20 protein-coding genes and 4 pseudogenes are annotated in these 20,666 nt (G+C 48.3%); 13 read left to right on the top strand and 11 right to left on the bottom strand.

Annotated features, from left to right (window positions below; genetic code table 11):
• The first annotated feature begins 1,014 nt into the window (after positions 1 to 1,014).
• The 8 genes from Electrica_RS12485 (at position 1,015) to tnpC (ending at position 8,310) form a co-directional block, all read left to right on the top strand.
• Positions 1,015 to 1,320, top strand: a complete 306-nt coding sequence (locus Electrica_RS12485) for a PTS sugar transporter subunit IIB (RefSeq protein ID WP_131049102.1) — start codon at positions 1,015 to 1,017, stop codon at positions 1,318 to 1,320.
• Positions 1,321 to 1,339: 19 nt separating this feature from the next.
• Positions 1,340 to 2,674 (top strand): PTS sugar transporter subunit IIC, encoded by a 1,335-nt coding sequence (locus Electrica_RS12480; RefSeq protein WP_131049103.1) that lies wholly within the window; start codon positions 1,340 to 1,342, stop codon positions 2,672 to 2,674.
• A 38-nt stretch (positions 2,675 to 2,712) separates the two neighbouring features.
• On the top strand, positions 2,713 to 4,092 hold the full coding sequence (locus tag Electrica_RS12475; protein WP_141964598.1) for a glycoside hydrolase family 1 protein: 1,380 nt from the start codon (positions 2,713 to 2,715) through the stop codon (positions 4,090 to 4,092).
• Positions 4,082 to 4,414 carry a PTS lactose/cellobiose transporter subunit IIA gene (locus Electrica_RS12470; RefSeq protein ID WP_100684203.1) on the top strand — a complete coding sequence of 111 codons (333 nt, stop codon included), beginning with the start codon at positions 4,082 to 4,084 and terminating at the stop codon, positions 4,412 to 4,414. Before Electrica_RS12475 ends, Electrica_RS12470 begins: the two co-directional genes overlap by 11 nt.
• Positions 4,415 to 4,885: 471 nt before the next feature.
• A complete protein-coding gene (locus tag Electrica_RS12465) occupies positions 4,886 to 5,662 on the top strand; it encodes a GNAT family protein (RefSeq protein WP_266095182.1) in 777 nt (258 codons plus the stop codon).
• A 53-nt stretch (positions 5,663 to 5,715) separates the two neighbouring features.
• A complete protein-coding gene (gene tnpA, locus Electrica_RS12460) occupies positions 5,716 to 6,390 on the top strand; it encodes an IS66-like element accessory protein TnpA (RefSeq protein WP_141964153.1) in 675 nt (224 codons plus the stop codon).
• Positions 6,387 to 6,734: an IS66 family insertion sequence element accessory protein TnpB gene (tnpB, locus tag Electrica_RS12455; protein WP_141964154.1), complete on the top strand. Its 348-nt coding sequence runs from the start codon at positions 6,387 to 6,389 to the stop codon at positions 6,732 to 6,734. Before tnpA ends, tnpB begins: the two co-directional genes overlap by 4 nt.
• A 19-nt stretch (positions 6,735 to 6,753) precedes the next feature.
• On the top strand, positions 6,754 to 8,310 hold the full coding sequence (gene tnpC, locus Electrica_RS12450) for an IS66 family transposase (protein WP_141964155.1): 1,557 nt from the start codon (positions 6,754 to 6,756) through the stop codon (positions 8,308 to 8,310).
• Positions 8,311 to 8,430: 120 nt separating this feature from the next.
• Here the strand turns inward: tnpC and Electrica_RS12445 are convergent, their stop codons facing one another.
• Entirely contained in the window at positions 8,431 to 10,008 is a 1,578-nt protein-coding gene (locus Electrica_RS12445) for an EAL domain-containing protein (RefSeq protein ID WP_228267410.1), read from the bottom strand.
• A gap of 607 nt (positions 10,009 to 10,615) precedes the next feature.
• Between Electrica_RS12445 and Electrica_RS12440 the strand changes: the two genes are divergently transcribed.
• Positions 10,616 to 12,019 (top strand): ISNCY-like element ISKpn21 family transposase, encoded by a 1,404-nt coding sequence (locus tag Electrica_RS12440; protein WP_001567368.1) that lies wholly within the window; start codon positions 10,616 to 10,618, stop codon positions 12,017 to 12,019.
• A 28-nt stretch (positions 12,020 to 12,047) separates the two neighbouring features.
• Here the strand turns inward: Electrica_RS12440 and Electrica_RS12435 are convergent, their stop codons facing one another.
• On the bottom strand, positions 12,048 to 12,680 hold the full coding sequence (locus Electrica_RS12435) for a DUF6904 family protein (protein ID WP_001567369.1): 633 nt from the start codon (positions 12,678 to 12,680) through the stop codon (positions 12,048 to 12,050).
• 203 nt (positions 12,681 to 12,883) lie between these two features.
• On the opposite strand from Electrica_RS12435, the pseudogene Electrica_RS12430 reads away from it, so the two are divergent.
• A pseudogene (locus Electrica_RS12430) lies at positions 12,884 to 13,423 on the top strand (helix-turn-helix domain-containing protein); the annotation flags it as partial.
• Between the two features lie 49 nt (positions 13,424 to 13,472).
• Here Electrica_RS12430 and Electrica_RS12425 read toward each other — a convergent pair.
• From Electrica_RS12425 to Electrica_RS12410, 4 genes are all read right to left on the bottom strand, one after another.
• The gene (locus Electrica_RS12425) at positions 13,473 to 13,667 is read right to left on the bottom strand and encodes a hypothetical protein (RefSeq protein ID WP_141964596.1); all 195 of its coding nucleotides are present in this window, start codon (positions 13,665 to 13,667) and stop codon (positions 13,473 to 13,475) included.
• A 148-nt stretch (positions 13,668 to 13,815) separates the two neighbouring features.
• Positions 13,816 to 14,829, bottom strand: coding sequence for an alpha/beta hydrolase family protein (locus Electrica_RS12420; protein WP_131050348.1), 1,014 nt, complete (start codon positions 14,827 to 14,829; stop codon positions 13,816 to 13,818).
• 25 nt (positions 14,830 to 14,854) lie between these two features.
• Positions 14,855 to 14,950, bottom strand: coding sequence for a helix-turn-helix domain-containing protein (locus Electrica_RS29295; protein WP_407081259.1), 96 nt, complete (start codon positions 14,948 to 14,950; stop codon positions 14,855 to 14,857).
• Positions 14,951 to 15,001: 51 nt separating this feature from the next.
• Complete coding sequence (locus Electrica_RS12410) at positions 15,002 to 15,598, bottom strand: TetR/AcrR family transcriptional regulator (RefSeq protein WP_131050349.1); 597 nt, start codon at positions 15,596 to 15,598, stop codon at positions 15,002 to 15,004.
• 87 nt (positions 15,599 to 15,685) lie between these two features.
• On the opposite strand from Electrica_RS12410, the gene Electrica_RS12405 reads away from it, so the two are divergent.
• Positions 15,686 to 16,585, top strand: a complete 900-nt coding sequence (locus Electrica_RS12405) for an ABC transporter six-transmembrane domain-containing protein (protein ID WP_131050350.1) — start codon at positions 15,686 to 15,688, stop codon at positions 16,583 to 16,585.
• Between the two features lie 253 nt (positions 16,586 to 16,838).
• On the opposite strand, the pseudogene Electrica_RS12400 reads toward Electrica_RS12405, so the two are convergent.
• A pseudogene (locus tag Electrica_RS12400) lies at positions 16,839 to 17,003 on the bottom strand (SOS response-associated peptidase); the annotation flags it as partial.
• A 494-nt stretch (positions 17,004 to 17,497) separates the two neighbouring features.
• Positions 17,498 to 17,786 (bottom strand): annotated as a pseudogene (locus tag Electrica_RS29290) (DUF637 domain-containing protein); the annotation flags it as partial.
• A gap of 36 nt (positions 17,787 to 17,822) precedes the next feature.
• Here Electrica_RS29290 and Electrica_RS12390 point away from each other — a divergent pair.
• Both Electrica_RS12390 and Electrica_RS12385 read left to right on the top strand, forming a co-directional pair.
• Positions 17,823 to 18,269 (top strand): annotated as a pseudogene (locus tag Electrica_RS12390) (helix-turn-helix domain-containing protein); the annotation flags it as partial.
• Between the two features lie 106 nt (positions 18,270 to 18,375).
• Positions 18,376 to 19,167 (top strand): tetratricopeptide repeat protein, encoded by a 792-nt coding sequence (locus Electrica_RS12385; protein WP_141964595.1) that lies wholly within the window; start codon positions 18,376 to 18,378, stop codon positions 19,165 to 19,167.
• 159 nt (positions 19,168 to 19,326) lie between these two features.
• On the opposite strand, the gene Electrica_RS12380 is transcribed toward Electrica_RS12385, so the two are convergent.
• From Electrica_RS12380 to Electrica_RS12370, 3 genes are read right to left on the bottom strand one after another with little or no spacing between them, the layout of a single operon-like run.
• Positions 19,327 to 19,863 carry a dihydrofolate reductase family protein gene (locus Electrica_RS12380; RefSeq protein ID WP_100683703.1) on the bottom strand — a complete coding sequence of 179 codons (537 nt, stop codon included), beginning with the start codon at positions 19,861 to 19,863 and terminating at the stop codon, positions 19,327 to 19,329.
• 50 nt (positions 19,864 to 19,913) lie between these two features.
• On the bottom strand, positions 19,914 to 20,396 hold the full coding sequence (locus tag Electrica_RS12375) for a GNAT family N-acetyltransferase (protein WP_141964594.1): 483 nt from the start codon (positions 20,394 to 20,396) through the stop codon (positions 19,914 to 19,916).
• Positions 20,387 to 20,665, bottom strand: coding sequence for a type II toxin-antitoxin system TacA family antitoxin (locus Electrica_RS12370; RefSeq protein WP_100683705.1), 279 nt, complete (start codon positions 20,663 to 20,665; stop codon positions 20,387 to 20,389). The genes Electrica_RS12375 and Electrica_RS12370 overlap by 10 nt, the downstream gene beginning before the upstream one ends.
• Position 20,666 lies beyond the last annotated feature (1 nt).

The raw sequence follows: 20,666 nt of genomic DNA, 5'->3' as shown, positions 1-20,666 counted from the left end.
TTTTGTGTTAATCGTTTTGAAAAAATAATGGCTGTACTTATACCGATTATGAGATCTGCGTTAACGATAACCGTTCTGCAGCAATGCACTTCGCATTTTATAATCTCAATCTCACAAGCCAATTCCATGCGATGGGGAAATCTCAATACATTACTTCAGCGTTCATTTCAGGACTTGATACTCCTGATGATTTCCACTGTTGTCACATTAAAGATATCCCGGCATGAATATCACCCAGTATTAATCAATTTCATAAGCCATATCCTCATAGAGGTTTTACATAATTAACAAAGTCACAATGAGATAAGAGGGGGGTATTCACGTGACCCTGCTTCGCCTATGCCACCTTAGAACCGGTTTGTGGATTTTACGCAGTCTTAAACCAGCATTAGACATCGATTGGTATTTAATCTCTAAGAAATCGGTTTCATGATCAACTGTATTTTAACCTTTTGTTATGAATTGTGCGATTCGTCACATTTGTTAATAATTAATAACATTATGAATTTATTGTATTTTTTGTTTAAATCCAATCAATATACGACTCAGTGAAATTTATTTTTGGTTGCTGATTTTTTAGATATCGGTTTCATTATGTCTCTGGCGATACTCATGCACATCTCAAATTGTAGCGCTCGGCCTCTGAAGGTCTTGCCGGGGCAAACAGCGAGGAACAGGGTATGAAAAGTGCGATTTCATGGCGTTTCCCAGGTAGTTATGCAGATGATAGCCCCTGTCATTTCTGTCGGTTTTACGACGAACGATGGGCTGGCACAGTAGGTTATGCCTGTTACGTATGAGACAGAACAGGGTTTGATACCGGTATCTATCCAGTTCGAGAAGGGGAATGATGATTAAGTGAAAAGCATGATTTTATAACACATTGTTATTTATTGTATTTTTTAATTTGCGTAGTGATCGTCATCACGATTATAGCATTTATTCTTGAAATCGATTTCCTAGAAAAGGATATGGATTTATATTGCATCGAACTATCAATATGGAGATTTAAAAATGAAGAAGATCATGCTTTGCTGCTCTGCAGGTATGTCCACCAGTTTGCTTGTTAAAAAAATGGAAGCAGCTGCAGCAGCGAAGAACCTGGATGTCGAAATCAAGGCTTTTGGTGTTGCTGAATTTGATGAGAATATGCCCAACTACCATGTTGTACTGCTTGGACCACAAATCAAGTATATGCAGAATAATTTATCCTCCAAAGCGGCCGTTCATGGAATTAAAGTCCATCCTATTGAAATGCTGGATTATGGGATGCTGCGCGGAGATCGGGTGCTGGATATTGCATTAGAACTGGCTAAATGAATGTAGGGTGGAACAGCAGATGAGCTCATTTTATAATTTTTTGGTTGGCATAATTGAAAAACGGCTTGCGCCGATGGCCGGCGTTATTGCACAGCAACGGTATGTCCTGGCAATACGTGATGGATTCATCGCCGCGCTGCCGTTTATGATTGTCGGCAGTTTTATGCTTGTTTTTATCTTCCCCCCCATATCGAGTAATACCAGCTTTCAATTTGCGAAAGCATGGCTAAATTTTTCGGCAAACTATCGTGAACAGTTGATGTTGCCGTTTAATATGAGCATGGGATTAATGACCATATTTATTTCAGTCGGGGTAGGGGCCAGTTTAGGAAAACAATATTCTTTAGATCCTATCACTACGGGTCTTCTGTCGTTGATGTCGTTTATGCTGGTTGCAGCCGATCTTAAGAACGGCGCCCTGTCAATGCAGTATTTTTCCGGGCAAGGTATCTTCACCGCGTTACTTTGTTCAATATATGCGACAGAAGTCTATCGTTGGTTGAAAAAACGCAATATCACCATTAAGTTGCCGGAGCAGGTACCACCTGGCGTTTCCAGGTCGTTTGAAGTCCTTATTCCCGTTATTGTCATTATGATGACCTTGCATCCTCTGAACCTTTTTGTTCACCATGCTACAGGGATGATTTTACCTGAGGCTATTATGGCGATGCTTAAACCCTTAGTGGCTGCATCAGATAGTCTTTTAGCTGTTATTCTGGCTGTGCTGTTGTGTCAAATCCTGTGGTTCGCAGGTATACACGGGACGATGATTGTTACCGGGATTATGAATCCTTTCTGGATGGCGAATCTTGCGTCTAACCAGGCTGCATTGGCTGCCGGGGAAGCAATTCCACATACTTTTGTACAAGGATTCTGGGATCATTACTTATTTATAGGAGGAGTGGGTTCAACCCTACCACTGGCCATCCTGTTGATTAGAAGCAGGGCGGCTCATCTTCGGACTATCGGACGTATGGGGTTTGTGCCCGGTCTTTTCAACATTAACGAACCTATCTTGTTCGGCGCGCCGATCATCATGAACCCGATTCTATTCATTCCGTTTGTATTTATTCCGGTGATTAACGCAATTCTTGCATGGTACGCAATTGATCTGGGATTAGTAGAAAAGGTTGTGATGTTGACCGCATGGACTACTCCCGCACCCATTGGCGCATCATGGGCGACTAACTGGGCTATTGCCCCTGTAGTCCTGTGCTTTATCTGTATGGCAATAGCTGCGTTAATGTATTACCCGTTCGTAAAAGCATATGAGAAAACGTTGCTAGCGGCAGATGATTCAAACGTAGAAAGTAATAATGAAGAAAGCTTTGAATTAAAGTCAGAAAAAGTCTGATACGTAAAATTTAAATATTTAAAGTCATGAGGTTATGTATGGAATACAAATTCCCGGATGGGTTTTGGTGGGGGAGCGCTTCATCTGCGACGCAATCAGAAGGTTCGGTTGATGGCGATGGAAAAGCAAAAAACATATGGGATCATTGGTATAATATTGAGCCAAACAGATTTCATGACCAGGTTGGACCTGCTGAAACATCAACGTTCTATAAGAATTATCATCAAGATATTCTTTTAATGAAGCGTATTGGACACAATAGTTTTCGGACCTCTATCTCCTGGGCACGATTGATGCCGGATGGCGAGAAAATTAACATCGAAGCCGTCAAGTTTTATAATAATGTCATTGATGATCTAATCGCAAATGGCATTGAACCTATTTTCGGGCTATTCCATTTCGATATGCCGCTATACTGGCAGGAGTTGGGTGGCTGGCAAAGCAGGGAAACTGTTGCAGCCTATGAAACGTATGCAAAAGTTTGTTTCGAACTGTTTGGCGACAGGGTTAAGCACTGGGTTACTTTTAATGAGCCGGTAGTCGTCGTTGAAGGGGGATATTTATACGATTTCCACTATCCCAATAATGTAAACTTCCGCAGCGCTGCGCAAGTTGCGTTTCATATCATGCTGGCACACAGTAAGGCGGTAAGAGCTTATAAAAGTATGGAGTTGTCCGGTAAGATTGGCATAGTGCTCAACCTGACGCCTTCTTACCCACGTTCAAATAACGAAGAAGATTTGAAAGCATCTTTTATTGCTGACCTGTTCTTCAACCGTTCGTTCCTCGAGCCAGCAATAAATGGTATATATCCGGTCGAGCTGGTAGAGATTTTAAAGACCTACGATCAACTACCAGAATTTGAAAGTGAAGACTTAGAAATCATTAAACAAGGTAAGGTTGATTTCCTCGGGGTCAACTATTATCAACCACGAAGAGTCAAAGCCAGAGCAACGATGATCAATCCTGATTCACCGTTTATGCCTGATTGGTTCTTTGAAAATTATGAAATGCCTGGCCGAAAAATGAACGTCTATCGTGGCTGGGAAATTTATGAAAAAGGCATTTATGATATCTTAATCAACCTGCGCGATAACTATGGGAATATCCCTTGCTATATTTCAGAAAATGGCATGGGTGTTGAAAATGAGACAAGATTTATTGCTGATGATGGGCAGGTAAAAGATCATTATCGGATTGATTTTATCCGAGAACACCTGAAGTGGGTACACCGTGCTATTAGTGAAGGGTCTCAATGCCATGGCTATCATTTATGGACCTTTATTGACAACTGGTCGTGGATGAATGCTTACAAAAACCGTTATGGTTTCATTAGCCTCGATCTGGATTCTCAGGTTCGCACCGTCAAACAGAGCGGTGAATGGTTTGCAGAAGTTTCCGTGAATAATGGATTTTGATGAGGAAAGTATGTTAGATACTGAAGAAGTCGTAATGGGCATTATCGTTAATGCCGGCCACTCCAGAAGTTTATGCTATGAAGCGTTACATCATGCGAAGGCGGGTGATTTTGATCATGCCACTGAATTACTTGCAATGGCTGCTGAAGCTGGCAAAGAAGCACATGCCATACAAACTAAGCTGATAGAAGAAGATGAAGGGATGGGGAAAACCACGATGACTCTTGTGATGGTACATGCGCAAGATCATCTGATGACATCTATTCTTTGTCGCGAAATTATCACTGAGCTGGTTCAAATTTATAAAAATAAATTGAATTAGAATTGATAATAAAGGCGCCCATAATTTGGTATCACGCTAGCTCAGCAACTATAGCGTAGCCATATTATCCGGGCGCCATTTTAACATCGTCTACATCATGACTTTTATAGTGCCGACCTTATCCAAGAAGGGTGGGGATGCCAGAATAATAAAGCCAGGCCTGGTCAGTAAAAACGACATAAACGCCATATTCTGGAATTAGCGCTCTGATTCAACTGTTGCAGTCGCTGCCGGAAGTGCCAGTCTGCATCGCCTTTATCGCCCCGGACACTGTGAATAAAGACGGACCAGATGCCATCTGATTATTTCTGACAACAATACCGGTATTTACCTCGGAATAAAGGGTGATTAAATATGACATTAAAGCATGCGCTGTGCGGATGGGTACCTTCGGATTTTGACCTCTATCAGGAAGCCTACCTGAAGTACGGAGGCAGCGTGAATATGCACCCGGACGTTGTACGCTTTTTTATGGATGAAAAAAAATTAACATTCGATTTCTGGCATACCGAGCATAACGGGGATATCACCGCCGCGTATTTCGTGACGGATAAAAAATATCCCGGTCTGAATGTCTGTCAGGATTACCCGGTATCGTATGACGAAATCATTCTGCCCGCAGCCCCCGATCAGAAGGTTATCCTCCCGACGAAAACCAACCGACTGTCGTCGGTCCTGCGAGGGTGTGTCCGTAATTCCATCCCGGCCTTTGGCCAGGCGCCCGAGGTGTACCGAATTAAAGAGACGTTTTCGACGAAAACGACCCGGAAGCGGAATGGTGAACTGAAACGCTTTATTAATGCGGGCGGGGAAATCCGCTCCCTGGCTGAGATGGCAGCCGGCGAGATTGCTGACCTGTACGTCACGCTGTTCAGGTCCCGGTTTGTGGATTCGGTCAGGTGTTATGACAAATTCAGGATTGAAGCGCTCCTTAGCGCGCTACCACAGATGGTTTCCGGGAATGCGCTCTTTTTTCACGGGGCGCCGTGTGCTCTCGACCTGATGCTCTGTGCGGACAACCGTAGCTTTCTGTATGTCGATGTGCCGAACGGGGGATTCGATCCGCAGCTGTCCGCGTTCAGTCCGGGCAGCCTGGTGATGTGGACAAATATCCAGGCGGCGCAGGAGCGGTGCCGGCGAGACAATAAGACGCTGTATTTCTCGATTGGCCGGAATGGTAAGGGGTGGGGCTATAAACAACAATGGGCTGACCTCTTTCGTAAGCGCCCCATCTGCGACGTCTTGTGAAAATTGTCCTGTCTGGCAACAATCGCGCCCATCTATTTTGATGGACACGAACGATGAATTCCCAGACAACAAAAGATATTCCCTGCTTCCGTTCTTATTTGCCTGATGCCCTGCGTTTAAGATTTGAAGATAAACTGACCATCCGGGCCATCGCTCAGCGCCTCGGTCTCAGTCATTCCACAATACATACGCTTTTTCAGCGCTTTATTGCATCCGGTATCGCATGGCCATTGCCCGATTCAGTCTCATTCGCTCAGCTTGACGCCATCCTTTATGCCAACAGAAAAAATGAATCCACTCGCCCTGAAATCAGCGAGGAAAAATGGCGAAAAGAACGGCGAGCCAGCTACAGCCGTGAATTTAAGGTCAGTCTGGCTAAGCAGGCATTACAACCCGGTGCTGTTGTTGCCCGGATCGCCAGAGAGCACGATATCAATGATAACCTGCTGTTTAAATGGAAAAGCCAGTACGAGGACGGCTTACTGAGCGATGATGATATACAGGAATGCATGCCTGTCCCGGTGGCACTGACTGATACGCCAGAGCCGATCAGACCAGTTACAAATCCCTTCTGGCGTAACAAGCCTGATGAGTGCCCTGAGTGCGATCCCGAAAACGTCCCACGGTGCGAGCTGCATCTTAAATCAGGTGTGGTAAAACTGTTTGACCCTCTCACTCCGGAACTGTTACGGGCGCTAATCCGCGAAATGAAAGGCGGTGCCCGATGATAACTCTGCCAACCGGTACCAGAATCTGGATCATCGCTGGCGTCACAGATATGCGTTGTGGCTTCAACGGGCTGGCTTCGAAGGTGCAGAATACGCTGAAAGATGACCCGTTCTCCGGGCATATCTTCGTCTTCCGGGGCCGCAGTGGCAAAATGGTGAAAATACTGTGGGCCGATCGTGACGGGTTGTGCCTGTTCGCCAAACGCCTCGAGCAGGGCCGCTTCGTGTGGCCGGTGACCCGCGACGGGAAAGTGCATCTGACACCCGCCCAGTTGTCCATGCTTCTGGAGGGGATCGCGTGGCAACATCCAAAACGGACGGAACGGCCTGGTATACGGATATAACCCGTGATAAAACAGGGGAATGAACAACACACTCCCCGACGACATCGAGCAACTGAAGGCCCTGCTGATCGCACAGCAGGCGGTTATCGTCCGTCTGTCCGGTGAAATAACCGGCTATGCCCGCGAGATCGACTCACTCAGGGCGCTGGTCGCTAAACTGCAGAGAATGTTGTTCGGCCGCAGCAGCGAGAAAAACCGCGAGAAGATAGAAAAGAAGATCGCGCAGGCAGAAAAGCGCATAACCGAGCTCCAGAACAGGCTTGGCGAGGCGCAGTCGCAACTCACCTCAATGGCCGGAGATACGGGATCAAAAACATCAGACACTCCCGCCCGCAAAGCGCTTCCGGTAACACTCCCCCGTGACAGGCGGGTTATCTCCCCGGCAGAAACCGAATGCCCGGTCTGCAGCGGCAAACTAAAACCGCTGGGGGAAAGCATCTCTGAACAGCTGGATATCATCAACACTGCGTTCAGGGTAATCGAAACGGTCCGCCCAAAACTGGCCTGCAGTCGGTGCGACTGCATCGTGCAGGCACCACTGCCACCAAAACCCATCGAGCGCAGTTACGCCAGTCCGGCTCTGCTGGCACGCATTATCATGGCGAAGTTCGCTGAACACCTGCCGCTGTATCGTCAGTCGGAAATCTACGCCCGGCAGGGCGTGGAGCTGAGCCGCAATACGATGGGGCGCTGGGTTGACATTATGGGAGAACAACTTCGTCCGCTGTATGATGAACTGAACCACTATGTGCTGATGCCGGGTAAAGTGCATGCAGACGACACGCCGGTGAGTGTACTGGAGCCTGGTCAGGGTAAAACCCGTACCGGGCGGCTGTGGGTCTATGTTCGTGACGATCGTAACGCCGGCTCAACCATGCCGGCTGCCGTGTGGTTCTCCTACTCTCCCGACCGCAAAGGTATCCATCCACAGCAACATCTGGCGGACTACAGTGGTATCCTGCAGGCCGATGCCTACGCGGGTTACAACGCTCTTTATGAAAGCGGGCGGGTAACCGAAGCGGCCTGTATGGCACATGCCCGACGCAAGCTCCACGATGTTCACGTTCGCCATCCAACGGCGGTAACAGCAGAGGCGCTGAACCGTATCGGGGCGCTGTACGCCATCGAATCGGAGATCCGCGGTAGTCCGGCAGAAGAGCGACTGACAGCCAGGAAAGCCAGAAGTGTTCCGCTGATGCAGTCGCTGTACGACTGGATACAACAGCAGATGGGCACGCTGTCGCGTCACTCAGATACGGCGAAAGCGTTCGCATACCTGCTGAAACAATGGGATGCACTGAACGAATACTGCCGCAATGGCTGGGTGGAGATCGACAATAATCTGTGCGAAAACGCACTTCGAGTGGTGGCGCTGGGACGGCGTAACTACATGTTCTTCGGCTCTGATAGTGGTGGTGACAGTGCGGCAGTGATGTACAGCCTGCTCGGAAGCTGCAAACTCAACGGCATCGAGCCGGAGGCCTGGCTGCACCACGTGATCAGTGTCATCAATACCTGGCCTGCCAACCGCGTGAAAGATCTGTTGCCCTGGAACGTCACCCTCTCTGTAAACTAATTTTTACCCCACGTCCTTCACGAGGCGCTTACCCTCTTTCCCGTGAGGAAAGTCCTGATGTTATAACCGTCCATGGCTATTCCCTGTTACAGGGATGAAAAAGATCATGAATACAGTTTGTCAGGCTTCGTTTCTGCCATTCTGTTGGCAGTACCAGTGATAAAAATCGGATGCAGGCATGGGTCTGCCATAATGATATCCCTGAACGTAAGGTACCTGGTTTTTTGTCAGCCAGTCGACCTGGTGCGCGGCGGTAACACCTTCTGCAATGGTAGTAAGGCCCAGGCGCTTACTGAGGCCGACAATGGTGTCCAGTACCGGCGTATCGGCCCCGGCTGAGGTCAGGCTGTCGATGAATATTTTATCGATTTTCAGATAATCTACCGGCAGACTCTGAAGTAAACTCAGCGAGCAGTAACCCGTACCAAAATCATCCACGGCCACCTGGCAGCCTTTCTTGCGCAGCTCATAAAGTTTCTCTGCGGCCACACCGGTGTCTTCAACCAGACTCCGCTCGGTAATCTCCAGCACCAGACGGAAAGATGTGTCGAGGGACACCCATAGCCTCAGCACATCGGTAGTGAATGACCGCTCCATCAGGTGGGCTGCAGCAATATTCACGCCCAGATGGAAGGAGTCTGTCACCTGCCAGTTCCTGACATCTTTCCCAATCAGACCGAACAGATGTTGCGTCAGACTGACAATCAGGCCTTCCTCTTCAGCCGCGCGGATGAACACTAACGGCGAGATGGTTCTGCCGTCGGGGCGCTGCCAGCGCATCAGAGCCTCCGCACCGGAACACGCTCCCGTAGCAGTTTCACAGACCGGCTGGTAGTGCACGGTAAATTCACCGTCCGCCATCCCTTTCCTGATTTCATCTGCCAGAGACATCTTTCTGGATTCCCAGCGGCGCCACATGTACAGCATGGCAAAGGTCAGTAACAAAGACAGGGGGCCGAGGAAAAGCAGGTTACGCAGCATGTAATAGCGAAGCGACAGCAGGGGGGTAAGAACCAGAAGATGCGCCTGACTGACGTCAGAACGAAACTCAGATCTTAACATTGTCTTATGAGGAATTAATTTCTCCTCGCCCGAGATAACGGGCCCGTCACCAAACCGGAGTTGCTGAACCGCATGATTCCCTTCATCAAGGGAATCCATCAGATCGGTGAAGTACCGGGTGTCCACCATGCTGAACGCAGTCATTCGGTTGCCGGCGCCGTATGCGTAGATGACTGCCGCATGCCCTGGCACGCTGCTGGTACCTTCTGTCGCGGTTATTTTCAGAGTGCCTGTGGGAGCTGAAACGGGAACGCCGAAAACCGCGGAGACACTTTGCTGCCTGGCTCCGGTCACCGACGAACAGACCAGAATATCCTCCTTGACCAGTCCGGTACTGCGGATGTAGGGGGTGAGGGAGCCGGTCGCCGTCATTTGCTGCAGGACGCTTTCGCAGGGCATGGAAGCAAGTCTGGCGGTAACCTGGTTGGCATGGCGGGCAATGGATGTCACGTGATCGACATGGCTCAACAGAATGTCCGCCGTCACGGCCGTATCTCTGTTCAGCTGACGAAAAGCCATTCCGGACGACAGCAGTACAAGCAGGATCGCGGGAGCAAGAATACTGACAGCCAGCGCCCTTTTTTTTATTTTCATCATTCGTCCTGTGAGGTATTTCCATAAACAGGCTATCACCATTTTCCCGGGTGATAATCATAAAATCCCTTTCGTTTCAGGGGCATTTAAGCAGGCACCGGTGCCCGGAGGTACTCTGTGGTGAGCATTATCGCAAGATATTATACCGATAAATATTTTGAGCAGGGTTGATTTTTTTCTTTAAGCTGTGTCAGGAATTATTGCCGGAGAGGTCTGGTCGCTCTCGGGCAAGTGGCGGGCTGATAAATTCATGGAGGAGATCGCTATGCGCAAAGTACGATTCACCGAACACCCGATCTGACCGCGCAATTTGCCATGAGCTTACGCCTGATCTGCAGGACACTGTTGCTGAACAGGGCGGTATTCCTTTATCAGCCGGATAACAGCGAGCATCACATGAATCCCTGAATGACCAAGACTGCGGAAGAATTGATCCGAAGCCTGAAAAAGGGCCCGGAAGCTGATTTAGCCTGGCATTGATATTGGGAGGGATCATAACCTCTCGTGTATGCAGCTTTGATTTAACATAATATACATTATGCGCACCGTTGGTGTAATGGCTCAATAGTAATGTCCGCCTGTGGCTCAATTCAGATGTCCGCGCTATGGTAAGCTTCACTGGTCCGTTTAAACTACCGGGAGGCATATCATGAGCGCAGAAAGCTCAGGAGTGTTTACTTTGAAAGAGATCAACCGGATCAAGATTATACAGGACGTCATTGAACGTCGCATCACAACGCGCCGTGCGGCCGAGCACCTCGGTATCAGCGACAGGCAATGCCGCAGACTTCTTGCCCGTTACCGTGAAGGCGGACCGCTTGGTATGGCCAGCAGACGATGTGGCATGCGTGGTAACCGCCAGTTGCCACCCGGGCTCGCAGATCAGGCTCTGGAACTGATCAAGACGCGTTATGCTGATTTCGGTCCGACTCTGGCGCGTGAAAAGCTCGAAGAACTCCACGGACTGTTTCTTGGCAAAGAAACTGTCCGGCGCATCATGGTGCGGGCTGGCTTATGGGTTCCCCGTAAACAACGTGCCGCAAGGATCCCTCAACCACGGTACCGGCGTCCGTGTACTGGTGAGCTGATACAAATAGATGGCTGTGATCACGACTGGTTTGAAGGCCGTGGCCCGGCCTGCACCGCGCTGGTCTATGTTGATGATGCAACCAGCAAACTGATGGAACTGTTGTTTGTTAAATCGGAGTCCACGTTTTCTTACTTCGAAGCCACGCGGCGCTATATCGATAAGCATGGTAAACCGCTGGCACTGTACAGCGATAAAGCCGGTGTTTTTCGTGTTAACAATAAACACGCCACAGGCGGAGACGGGCATACTCAGTTTGGGCGAGCCATGCATGAACTGAACATCCAGACTATCTGTGCAGAAACCAGTCCCGCCAAAGGGCGTGTAGAACGAGCTCACCTCACTTTACAGGATCGTCTGGTCAAAGAGCTGCGGTTACAGGGCATTTGTTCAATGGAGGCTGCAAATGACTTCGCTGAGGCCTATATGGCTGACTATAACCGCCGTTTTGGCAAAGTACCGCGACATGATTTTGACGTACACCGTGCTGTAGAACATGATGAGGACCTGGGGCTTATTTTCACTGTTCGTGAAAAACGTAAAGTCTCAAAATCGTTGACGATACAATATGATAAAATGTTGTACCTGATTGAAGACAGCGAACTGAGTCGCCGTGCAATAGGTAAATATATCGATGTGTATCACTATCCTGATGGCAGAAAAGAGCTGCGCCTGAACGGTACGCTACTTCCCTACTCTACCTACGACCGACTGTCAGAAATCGACCAGGGCGCGATTGTCGATAACAAGCGTCTTGGCCGAACCCTGGAGTTTATCAGTCTGGTGCAGAGCAAGCGGGATAACACGCGCTCTCAGTCAATTCCCGCTGGAGATGGCCCTTCCCGACGACGGCCAAAGCAGGAAGGGAAGAAATCCCAGCGCTCACTGGATAATGATGACATGCTCGAAGCACTCAAACAGCTTCAGTCACGTTCAGAGGACATTTTTGGTAAAAGAGCCCGCTGATGGTACTCACTGGCCGGACAGTGGTTGCTCACCAGTTGATATTGTCCGGCCAGACCCATGATGTATTATTCATTTCGTTCAGCATCTTTATGTCCTGCTTTTCACGGGCATACTTACCCCATAATGAATGAAAAGAACGAACAATACTGATTAACTGCTTTTTTCTTTGCTCCGGAGATAGGCTGATAAAATAGCAGCACCTGCTGTCAATATTATCCTCAATGAAATTAAAATCAGAGTCTGATGCATATTTTACTGTTAGCATAATATCATTCGACGTTGTTCTCTCAGACTCTGTTAATGCTGATTCTATCAGGTATTCAAAGGCATACATGACAGACAGCTGGTTTTTGTCTGTCTGAATATAACCCATTGAGTTTCTGAGTATTGAGGACTGTACCAGGACCAGAGGCCATAAAAGCTCAACACCATAAAGCTTATATGTATCATGTTGATCATACTGATGTTGCTCAACACGACGATTACCTTCCCGTGCTTTACGAATATCATAGGCAAGGGATAACATAAATCCGTCTTTAACTTTAATCAGTGGGCTTTCATCCACGATGTAATGAATGAGTTCATGTAATTCATTCAGGGCTTCTGAATCTCCCCACAGTATAAAACCTGCATTGTTCGGCGTTAACTCGTATCGAAGCATGGGCTCAATCATCCTGTTGTTTCAGTCGGAGGAAAGTCTATCAGTAAAGAGAATGAGAGATCAAAGTGGTCATTTTAATTGAGCTGGATAACGGACATTTCAATTGAGCCTTGACAGTTGGTGTATCAGCTAAATTGAGATGTCCGTCTCTGACCAAATAGACATGTCCGCGCTACAGTCTCACCACAGAAAGGATGAGACTCATGACGGCATACGGAACGGAGTTTTTCTCAATGAACGATGTAAACCGACTCAGGATCCTTCAGGACGTTATCGACCGCCGTCTTACCACACGTCTTGCAGCAACCCGGCTTGAGATATCTGACAGACACTGCCGACGGTTGCTGGAGCGCTATCGTGAACATGGGCCACTTTCACTTGTTAACCGCCGTCGTGGCCAGCCTGGCAACCGGCAACTCATGCCGGGCCTCGCTGAACGAGCACTACGTATTATCCGCGAACGCTACGCTGATTTTGGCCCGACTTTAGCCTGTGAAAAGCTCGCCGAGGTTCATGGGCTGTATCTGGCCAAAGAGACGGTACGCAAGCTGATGACACAGGCTGGTTTATGGATCCCCTGCAAGCAACGAGCACCAAAGATTCAGCAGCCACGCTATCGCCGTGCCTGTTGCGGTGAACTGATCCAGATTGATGGTTGCGACCATCACTGGTTTGAGAACCGTGCTCCCGCCTGTACTGCTCTGGTTTATGTTGATGATGCGACGAGCCGCCTGATGCAAGTTGCTTGATGTCTGCTGTGAGCGAAGCGGACCTTAAATGCCCTGTAATACCTTATAAACAATCACGACTAAATACGTCAGCTCGTTTTCGTACTGAAATCCCGAATAAAATTTCCCGGGTTTCGAAGCGCTTGCTTTGCTTGTCGAAAAGTCGAATCCATGGCTGATTTTCGTCTGCCTGTTTCAGGTTTTCCAACAACGCCAGAATCACAGGTCCGACACCGATGCCGCCCAGCGCAACCGTCAAATCCTGTTTAGCTGTTCAGCAAGATAAAAACCTTACTCTGGATGTTATTACGGAGAATAACGGTGCAAGAAGGCTTTATGAAATTGGGCAAAAAAAACTCTTTTTTCCGCCCCTTTGTTTGGCTTCCGGCATGTAATAAGAATGCAGTTCAATCCACACAGTTCTGATTCAGGATCCATGATGAGACAGTCCTGAGTGCTCCGGGCGAATATGCGTATCTCCCTGACAGCAGAAACAATCCCTGTTTCCACAAAGGCCACTGAGAGGAAAGCTGATAATCAAACCATTCACTTCTTAAAAGCCCGTGAGTGGCCCCCGGCAACTGCCTGATGCAACGGGGAGTGCCCACCGGTAGTGTTTTGGCCCAGGCCGCTGCTGTTTCATCAGAGTCTACATTCCGGTCATCCTTGCCCATCAGAATTAATACCGGAGTATGTGTGCCGGAAATATCTTTCGTCGCATCAGCCAGGGCATTCCTGCGTTCGAAGTCCTGGCGCGTACATCGGGAGTTGCAGGGGAGAACAACTGCTTCTTCTGTAAACTGACGGTCAAAAACCACTGCTTCATGCTTTTTAGCTTCCTGAATATCATTCAGAGTGCGACCTTCGATTTTAAGTCTTTGTCCTGTATAGTATATGCTCTGATTCCGCCAGTTTATCGCCGCACCTGTCAGTACAGCAAATTGAGTTGCTGTCAGCTGGCTTGCCTGCGGTACAACCCAACCTGCCTGCGAGAAGCCAAGATAACCTCCGCGACTTTTTTTCAGTTCTGGCTGTTCCCTCAGTTTTTTTAACGCCAAAACCGCCTCCTCTGCGCGATCTGGCATTGTCTGTGCCAGCCAGTTACCTGTACTTTTACCCACGCCAGGTTTATCCCATGAATAAACGGCTATTCCCTGTGAGACAAGGAATTTAACCAATGGAATATATCCACCTTCTGACCAGCGGTCCTGAGGTCCGTCTCCATGAACTAAAAGCACAAATGGAGGAGAAAGCTTACCGGGAGGCAGAATCAACGTTCCCGCCAGAACATCGTTATTATGCTTAAAAGATACAGAGCGTTGTTGCCCGTACCCTGAAAGTTCGAAATCAGATAATCGGGTAAGAAAAAAAATAATGAAAACGACAATTACAATTGAAAATGAAACTATATATTTAATCATGTATAAGCCTTTATAATTTATAAAATTAAATATCAGCTGGCTCTTTTATTACTTTATAAACGGTTGAGCGTGAAATATTGAGTTCCCGTGATATTTTTGTTGCACTGTATCCATTGTTTATAAGGCCTATTATTTTAGGAATGTTAATCTGATGCTCAGAAGTAACCGTCCGTCAGGGCTGGCGCAGGCGATCATGGAGTATGTTTCGTTGAATAAAATCATCTATATCTTCCTTCGCCAGCTTAACTAAACCTTCAGAGGGTAAGGTTAACAGGTGTTCACCGTAACCAAATAGCATGGCATCCAACTGCCGCGCTACGCGTTGCGCATCGACAATGCGAAACGTACGCTCATCCATGCCTGACTGGATAATGTTCACCAGCACCTGCTGCCACTTGTCCAAAACGGTCCGCATCAAACTCGCGTAGGCTTCGTCATGGGAGGAAAGCAACCATAAGGAACCATATAGCTTTCGGGTCGGGTCTGGGGCGTTGGAAATCATACCATCAATAAATTCCTGCAACTTTTCACTGGCGCTTAAAGGTTGAATGATGGAGCAAAACTCTTCCAGTTCGTCATTCATAAAGTTTGTTACCGCTGCGAGACACAGGGACTGCCAGTCTTTAAAATAGTGATATGTATGGCTACGGGATATGCCTAAATATTCAGTCAGATCGCGCGTTGTAACCTTTTCAATCCCCTTCTCAATAAACAAGTCCACAGCAGCCTTAAGAATTCTCTCTTTCATCAGCTCGGATTTAGCTTTCATCATTCACCTCTATTGACTTTGAGCAAATGCTCAAATAGCATGTTTTTATCATTGAGCAATCGCTCTATTTTAACAAAATTATCACTGATGAACACTGAAAATATCCCTGTGCCCTCCGCGAACACAAGTGCCTCTGGCACCTTAAGATTACTTGCCAGTCGCTACCGCAAAAAACTGTTGTTTACATTTTTGCTGGTTGTTGCCGAAAACGTCACCTATCTGTTGTACCCCATCCTTGCAGGCGCCTCCATTAACGCCATACTGTCGGGGCTGACGTTAAATGCAGTACTTTATGGGCTGATGATCTTATTTATCTGGTGCCTGGGTGCGGCGCGCAGAAGCGTGGATACCCGGACTTTTGCCAGAATCTATGCGACCCTGGCGGTCTCTGTGGTCATGGCACAACGTAAAAATAATTTTAATCATTCAACCGTTGCAGCGCGCGTGGCGTTGTCGCGAGAGTTTGTTGATTTCTTTGAATTGCATCTGCCTATGCTCATCACTTCGCTGGTATCGATGTGCGGTGCTGCGGTGATGTTGATGATTATTGAATCCTGGGCAGGTGTTGCCTGTCTGGTCATTCTGGCTTTCCTTGCATGCTTTCTACCCGGTTTTGCCAGGAAAAATGAAACGCTATATAACAGGCTTAACAACCGTCTTGAAAAGGAGGTTGATTTTGTTACGAAAGCTACAACTTTATCTTTGCAGCGACATTATTCTACGCTCGCCAAATTACGTATACGCCTCTCTGACCGTGAAGCCATAGGCTATCTGTCCATTGGTGTGCTTGTCGCCCTGCTATTTAGCCTGACCATTATCTGGATGACGAAGTCGGCGGGGATAAGCGCCGGGCATATTTACTCAGTGATGACCTATATGTGGATGTTTGCCACCAGTCTTGATGATGGCCCACAACTGCTCGAGAAAATTTCACAGCTAAAGGATATTGGTAAACGGGTGAGCACTGATACAGGGGAAGAGAAGTGAGCGCTTCCATGCCTAATGCCGGCGTAAATCACCCCGGTATTTCTTGATAAAAAATTAAATTAATCAGAACTGTGTGGACTGAACTGCATTCTTATTACATGCCGAAAGCCAAAAAGAGCGGCGGAAAAATAAAGTGAATTAATGTTAATGTATGCGTACATTAGCATTAATTTCTATGAAAAATGTATACTCAGGGTGTCTTACATGTGGTAAGTCACGTTGTATGAGATTCAAGTCCCGTTACGCTGGTCGTTCACCCGGCTGGCTTGATAAGCTCCGCCCCCTGGTTTTTCACATTCCCTACAGCGCGCGTCACTGGATGCCAGATGAAATGATCCGCAGATACTGCTCCCTCGGAAGCAATCTCTTCTGCCTCTTTTCCACTAACATCCTGACGCATCCATTCCCGGATAGCTTCACTGATTTTACCTTCATTACGCAACTGGCGTGCTATTTTTGAGGCATTTTTAATTGCCGAACCAGCCCCTGGCAATATAGTTACGGCCGCCAGTGTGTAGTCAAGTTTTGTTTCAGCCTCAGCAAATGAGCTGATAGTCCCTACTACAGGCATCATGTCAATAAGCAGAAAAGATATTGAGGTTCTGTTATCGATACGCTGCTGTGCCGCTTTATCTCCGTTTTTGGCCGCTTCATAATCGGCCGCAACAGCGGCCACCATGGGCTCAATCAAGTGTTCATCAAAGTTATAGCGATAAACCAGTTGAGCGGCATCTGCGCCACTGTATGCTCCTGAAGAGCTGTTTGTCACAACTGCACCAGCTAATGAACCAATAACTCTGGCAACCTGTTCATTAGTTTCTTTTTGCTGCATGGCATTGAGTAAATCAGCAATCTGGCCCGTCACATCAGCATCATATTTTGGAGCAAACAGACTGGGATACATGATAACCCCGGCCATTTCTGCCGCCAGCGCTCCTGCAGCGGCCCCTTTCCCGTCACCGCGACCGATTTCTGCACTGATGCCCGAGACCACCGCGTGACTCAGGGCCCTGCAAGGCAGCCCCAGTACCTCGCCGTTGTCACCAATCAGCCCTGCTCCTTCAGCATTAATCTGGTTGCCAATGTTTGCCAGCAGGGCATTTGTCAGATTGTCCTTGAAGCTACCGCCATTGATACTAGTATTCAGGCTGGAGCTGATAAGCGACTGCCCGGCCACGCGCTGGACCACTTTCCCCCACCCTTCATTTTTTACCAGCGCCGGTATGAGGAGTTTTCTATGGCTATACATGATGCCGGGATGTTCACCGTGAAAGAAATCAACCGCCTCAAAATTCTTCAGGATGTCATTGAGCGTAACCTACGTCCTGGCCAGGCTGCCGAGATGCTCGGCATCACGCCACGTCATTGCAGCCGTCTGCTGAAACGTTATCGCCAGTCCGGGTCGCTTGGTATGAATAACCAGAGTCGTGGTCGCACTGGTAACCGTCTGTTGCCCACGTCACTGACTGACCAGGCACTGAGTATCATCCGGGAACGCTACCGCGATTTTGGCACCACGCTGGCACGGGAGAAACTGGAGGAAGTCCACGGCCTGGTCCTGGGCAAGGAAATCATCAGACGTCTCATGATAAAAGCCGGACTCTGGATCCCCCGCAGACAACGCGCACCGAAAATTCATCAGCCTCGTTACCGGCGGCCCTGTACTGGCGAGCTGATACAAATACTACGCTGGCAGACCCGAGCTTGTTTGTGGCAAGTTCAAAGCGGTAGAATCGACCATCAGTGCTGCAAAGTATCGGGTAACGGTGAGCACCCAAAGGATATTTGAGATGATTAAATTCCCAACTAAAAAGCGCGTTGATGTATATAAAAACGCCGTCAGTTCTGAGCAATTACAGCAGGATCTGGCTGCAGCTCAGGAGTTTATGTTCGATGCCTGGGAAACTGATGACCTGGACACGGTGCTGAAACTCATAAGAAAAGCTATCAAAAAATCTCCGCTCTGCGCTGACGCATACTCCTTCTACAGCAAGATATCTGAAGAGTCTCCTGAGTCAAAAGTCAGTTATCTTGAAACGGCGCTGTATGCTGCCAACATCGCACTTGGCGAAGATTTCCAGGAATTCGCGGGCAATTTCTGGGGATTTGTCGAAACACGTCCCTATATGAGAGCAAAAGCAGCTTTGGCTGATGCCTTATGGGAGTCAGGTAATTTCCACCCAGCCATGGCTCATTGCCGAGAAATGCTTAAGCTCAATCCGAACGATAACCAGGGGATTCGTCATTTATTAACGAACTATTACCTTGAACTCGAAATGGTGGATGATCTGACCTTATTACTGGATGATTATTCAGGTGATGTGCGCCCGTTTCTTCAGTATACACGCGCCCTCCTCGCCTACCGACAGTCATCCCCGGATGCCGATGATATCGCTAAAGCTACGATTGATTCTAATAGACACATCCCCGGGTTGTTATCGAAGTACAGATTGCAGCCCAAGTCTAACAGTGGATACATCACGTTAGGTGGAATGGATGAAGCCATTTATTACGTGAATAATAATATAAAGCCCTGGATTCGCACCCCTGGTGCAATTGAATGGATTGTCAATCGCATTTAAATGATGCAGGCGATTACTCAGGCCTTCATCATTAATTCAACTATAAGCCATTTCTTGCGGTCTTTAATTCTAAAAAATGGAACTTCCCTGCCCTTCATTACTGACTACCGGCTGGGATATTTCGCTTAAGCGCAGGCCTACGCTATGTTTATATGCGGTTTATGGCGTCAGACGATAGTACGACTGCACCAGACCCGAGGGGAAGCTTCGGCTTGATAACAGCGTCAAATCAATATCATGGGGAAGGGATCCGAACAGCGGCTTTCCCGAACCGAGCAGGACAGGAATGGTAGTGATAACAATATCGGCAACCAGCCCTTCGCGCAGGAACGACTGTATCAGCTGCCCGCCGTCGATATAGACGCGATGTGCGTTCTGCGTCGCCAGGTCATCAATCACCTCTTTCGGCGTGCGATTAGAGAACTGCACTTTGCCCTTAAGTGCCCCGGGCACAGGGGTATCGGCTAACTGCCGGGAGAGCACCAGCACGGGCCGGTCATAAGGCCATTCGTCAAAGGTCAGTATCTTCTCATAGCTCCCCCGGCCCATAACGATCCAATCTTTGTCAGCGATGAACGCGGCATAACCATGATCCTCTGTCGGATCATCGCGCTGTAACAGCCAGCCAATATCGCCATCCTGGCGGGCGATGTAGCCATCAAGACTGACCGCGATAAAAACATGTGTGGTGACCATAAGGCGCTCCGTATTCAAGGTGCTGGCAGAGCCGCTACAGCGGCGCAATTTCAGAGTCTGATCGGGAACAATAATGTCAGAACGTTAACAATAGAAGGCTCAAAACCAAACCGGGTATAAAAATCCCTGACTTCATCATTCAGGGCGTGGACGAGAAGCGCCCTCACGCCAACCTGCACTGCGATGTTTTGGGTGCGGTATATGGCGTCCTTAAGCAGCGCAGCTCCGAGTCCCTTTCCTGCCCAGGATACATCGACCGCAAGCCTTCCCTGAACGATGACCGGTACGGACTCAGGTGCATTACGACGGTAGGTCCCAGGAACTGTGTTTCGGTGCACACTTCCGGAAGACAAGCAGTAATACGCGATCACCCTGTTTGTGTTCCCGGCACAGACCACATAGACCCTTGAAATGCCCGTACTGTGGTTTTTCAGTGCTTTCTTCTTCAACCACTCATTAAGACCTGGGTCCTGGCAACAAAATTCAGCAATGTCGTGTTCAGGGGTGAGTGATTCCGGGGGCCTCATTCCCATGGCGATTTGCGGTTCATCAGGTTATCAATACGCGCCTGGCGCTCCGCTGTCATAGGGGCATCAAGCTCTTCAATAAATGACTCAAACTGCTTATCGTCCAGCAGAAATAAGCGCTGATCCAGCAGAATGTCCTGGGCCTCGCGGCAGGCCGCCTCGAGCATAAAATCAGTACGTGATTTTGATACAAGGTTTGCGGCCATGTCGATAAGATCGCGTTGTGATGTTTTTGCCCGAATATTTATCGGGGCTTCACGGATGTCCGGTTTCATA

The organism is Klebsiella electrica (genome assembly GCF_006711645.1).
Lineage (GTDB): Bacteria > Pseudomonadota > Gammaproteobacteria > Enterobacterales > Enterobacteriaceae > Klebsiella > Klebsiella electrica.
Note: the sequence above shows the minus strand (reverse complement) of the source record. Positions and strands in the feature narration are given on the sequence as shown.

Bases quoted from the DNA above. Each gene is read 5' to 3' on its own strand.
- tnpA (WP_141964153.1), top strand. From the start codon at position 5,716: ATGAATTCCCAGACAACAAAAGATATTCCCTGCTTCCGTTCTTATTTG.
- Electrica_RS12485 (WP_131049102.1), top strand. From the start codon at position 1,015: ATGAAGAAGATCATGCTTTGCTGCTCTGCAGGTATGTCCACCAGTTTG.
- Electrica_RS12385 (WP_141964595.1), top strand. From the start codon at position 18,376: ATGATTAAATTCCCAACTAAAAAGCGCGTTGATGTATATAAAAACGCC.
- Electrica_RS12475 (WP_141964598.1), top strand. From the start codon at position 2,713: ATGGAATACAAATTCCCGGATGGGTTTTGGTGGGGGAGCGCTTCATCT.
- Electrica_RS12380 (WP_100683703.1), bottom strand. From the start codon at position 19,863: ATGGTCACCACACATGTTTTTATCGCGGTCAGTCTTGATGGCTACATC.
- Electrica_RS12435 (WP_001567369.1), bottom strand. From the start codon at position 12,680: ATGCTTCGATACGAGTTAACGCCGAACAATGCAGGTTTTATACTGTGG.
- Electrica_RS12405 (WP_131050350.1), top strand. From the start codon at position 15,686: ATGAACACTGAAAATATCCCTGTGCCCTCCGCGAACACAAGTGCCTCT.
- Electrica_RS12445 (WP_228267410.1), bottom strand. From the start codon at position 10,008: ATGGTGATAGCCTGTTTATGGAAATACCTCACAGGACGAATGATGAAA.
- Electrica_RS12370 (WP_100683705.1), bottom strand. From the start codon at position 20,665: ATGAAACCGGACATCCGTGAAGCCCCGATAAATATTCGGGCAAAAACA.
- tnpB (WP_141964154.1), top strand. From the start codon at position 6,387: ATGATAACTCTGCCAACCGGTACCAGAATCTGGATCATCGCTGGCGTC.
- Electrica_RS12480 (WP_131049103.1), top strand. From the start codon at position 1,340: ATGAGCTCATTTTATAATTTTTTGGTTGGCATAATTGAAAAACGGCTT.
- Electrica_RS12420 (WP_131050348.1), bottom strand. From the start codon at position 14,829: ATGATTAAATATATAGTTTCATTTTCAATTGTAATTGTCGTTTTCATT.
- tnpC (WP_141964155.1), top strand. From the start codon at position 6,754: ATGAACAACACACTCCCCGACGACATCGAGCAACTGAAGGCCCTGCTG.
- Electrica_RS12375 (WP_141964594.1), bottom strand. From the start codon at position 20,396: ATGGGAATGAGGCCCCCGGAATCACTCACCCCTGAACACGACATTGCT.
- Electrica_RS12470 (WP_100684203.1), top strand. From the start codon at position 4,082: ATGGATTTTGATGAGGAAAGTATGTTAGATACTGAAGAAGTCGTAATG.
- Electrica_RS12440 (WP_001567368.1), top strand. From the start codon at position 10,616: ATGAGCGCAGAAAGCTCAGGAGTGTTTACTTTGAAAGAGATCAACCGG.
- Electrica_RS12465 (WP_266095182.1), top strand. From the start codon at position 4,886: ATGGATGAAAAAAAATTAACATTCGATTTCTGGCATACCGAGCATAAC.
- Electrica_RS12410 (WP_131050349.1), bottom strand. From the start codon at position 15,598: ATGAAAGCTAAATCCGAGCTGATGAAAGAGAGAATTCTTAAGGCTGCT.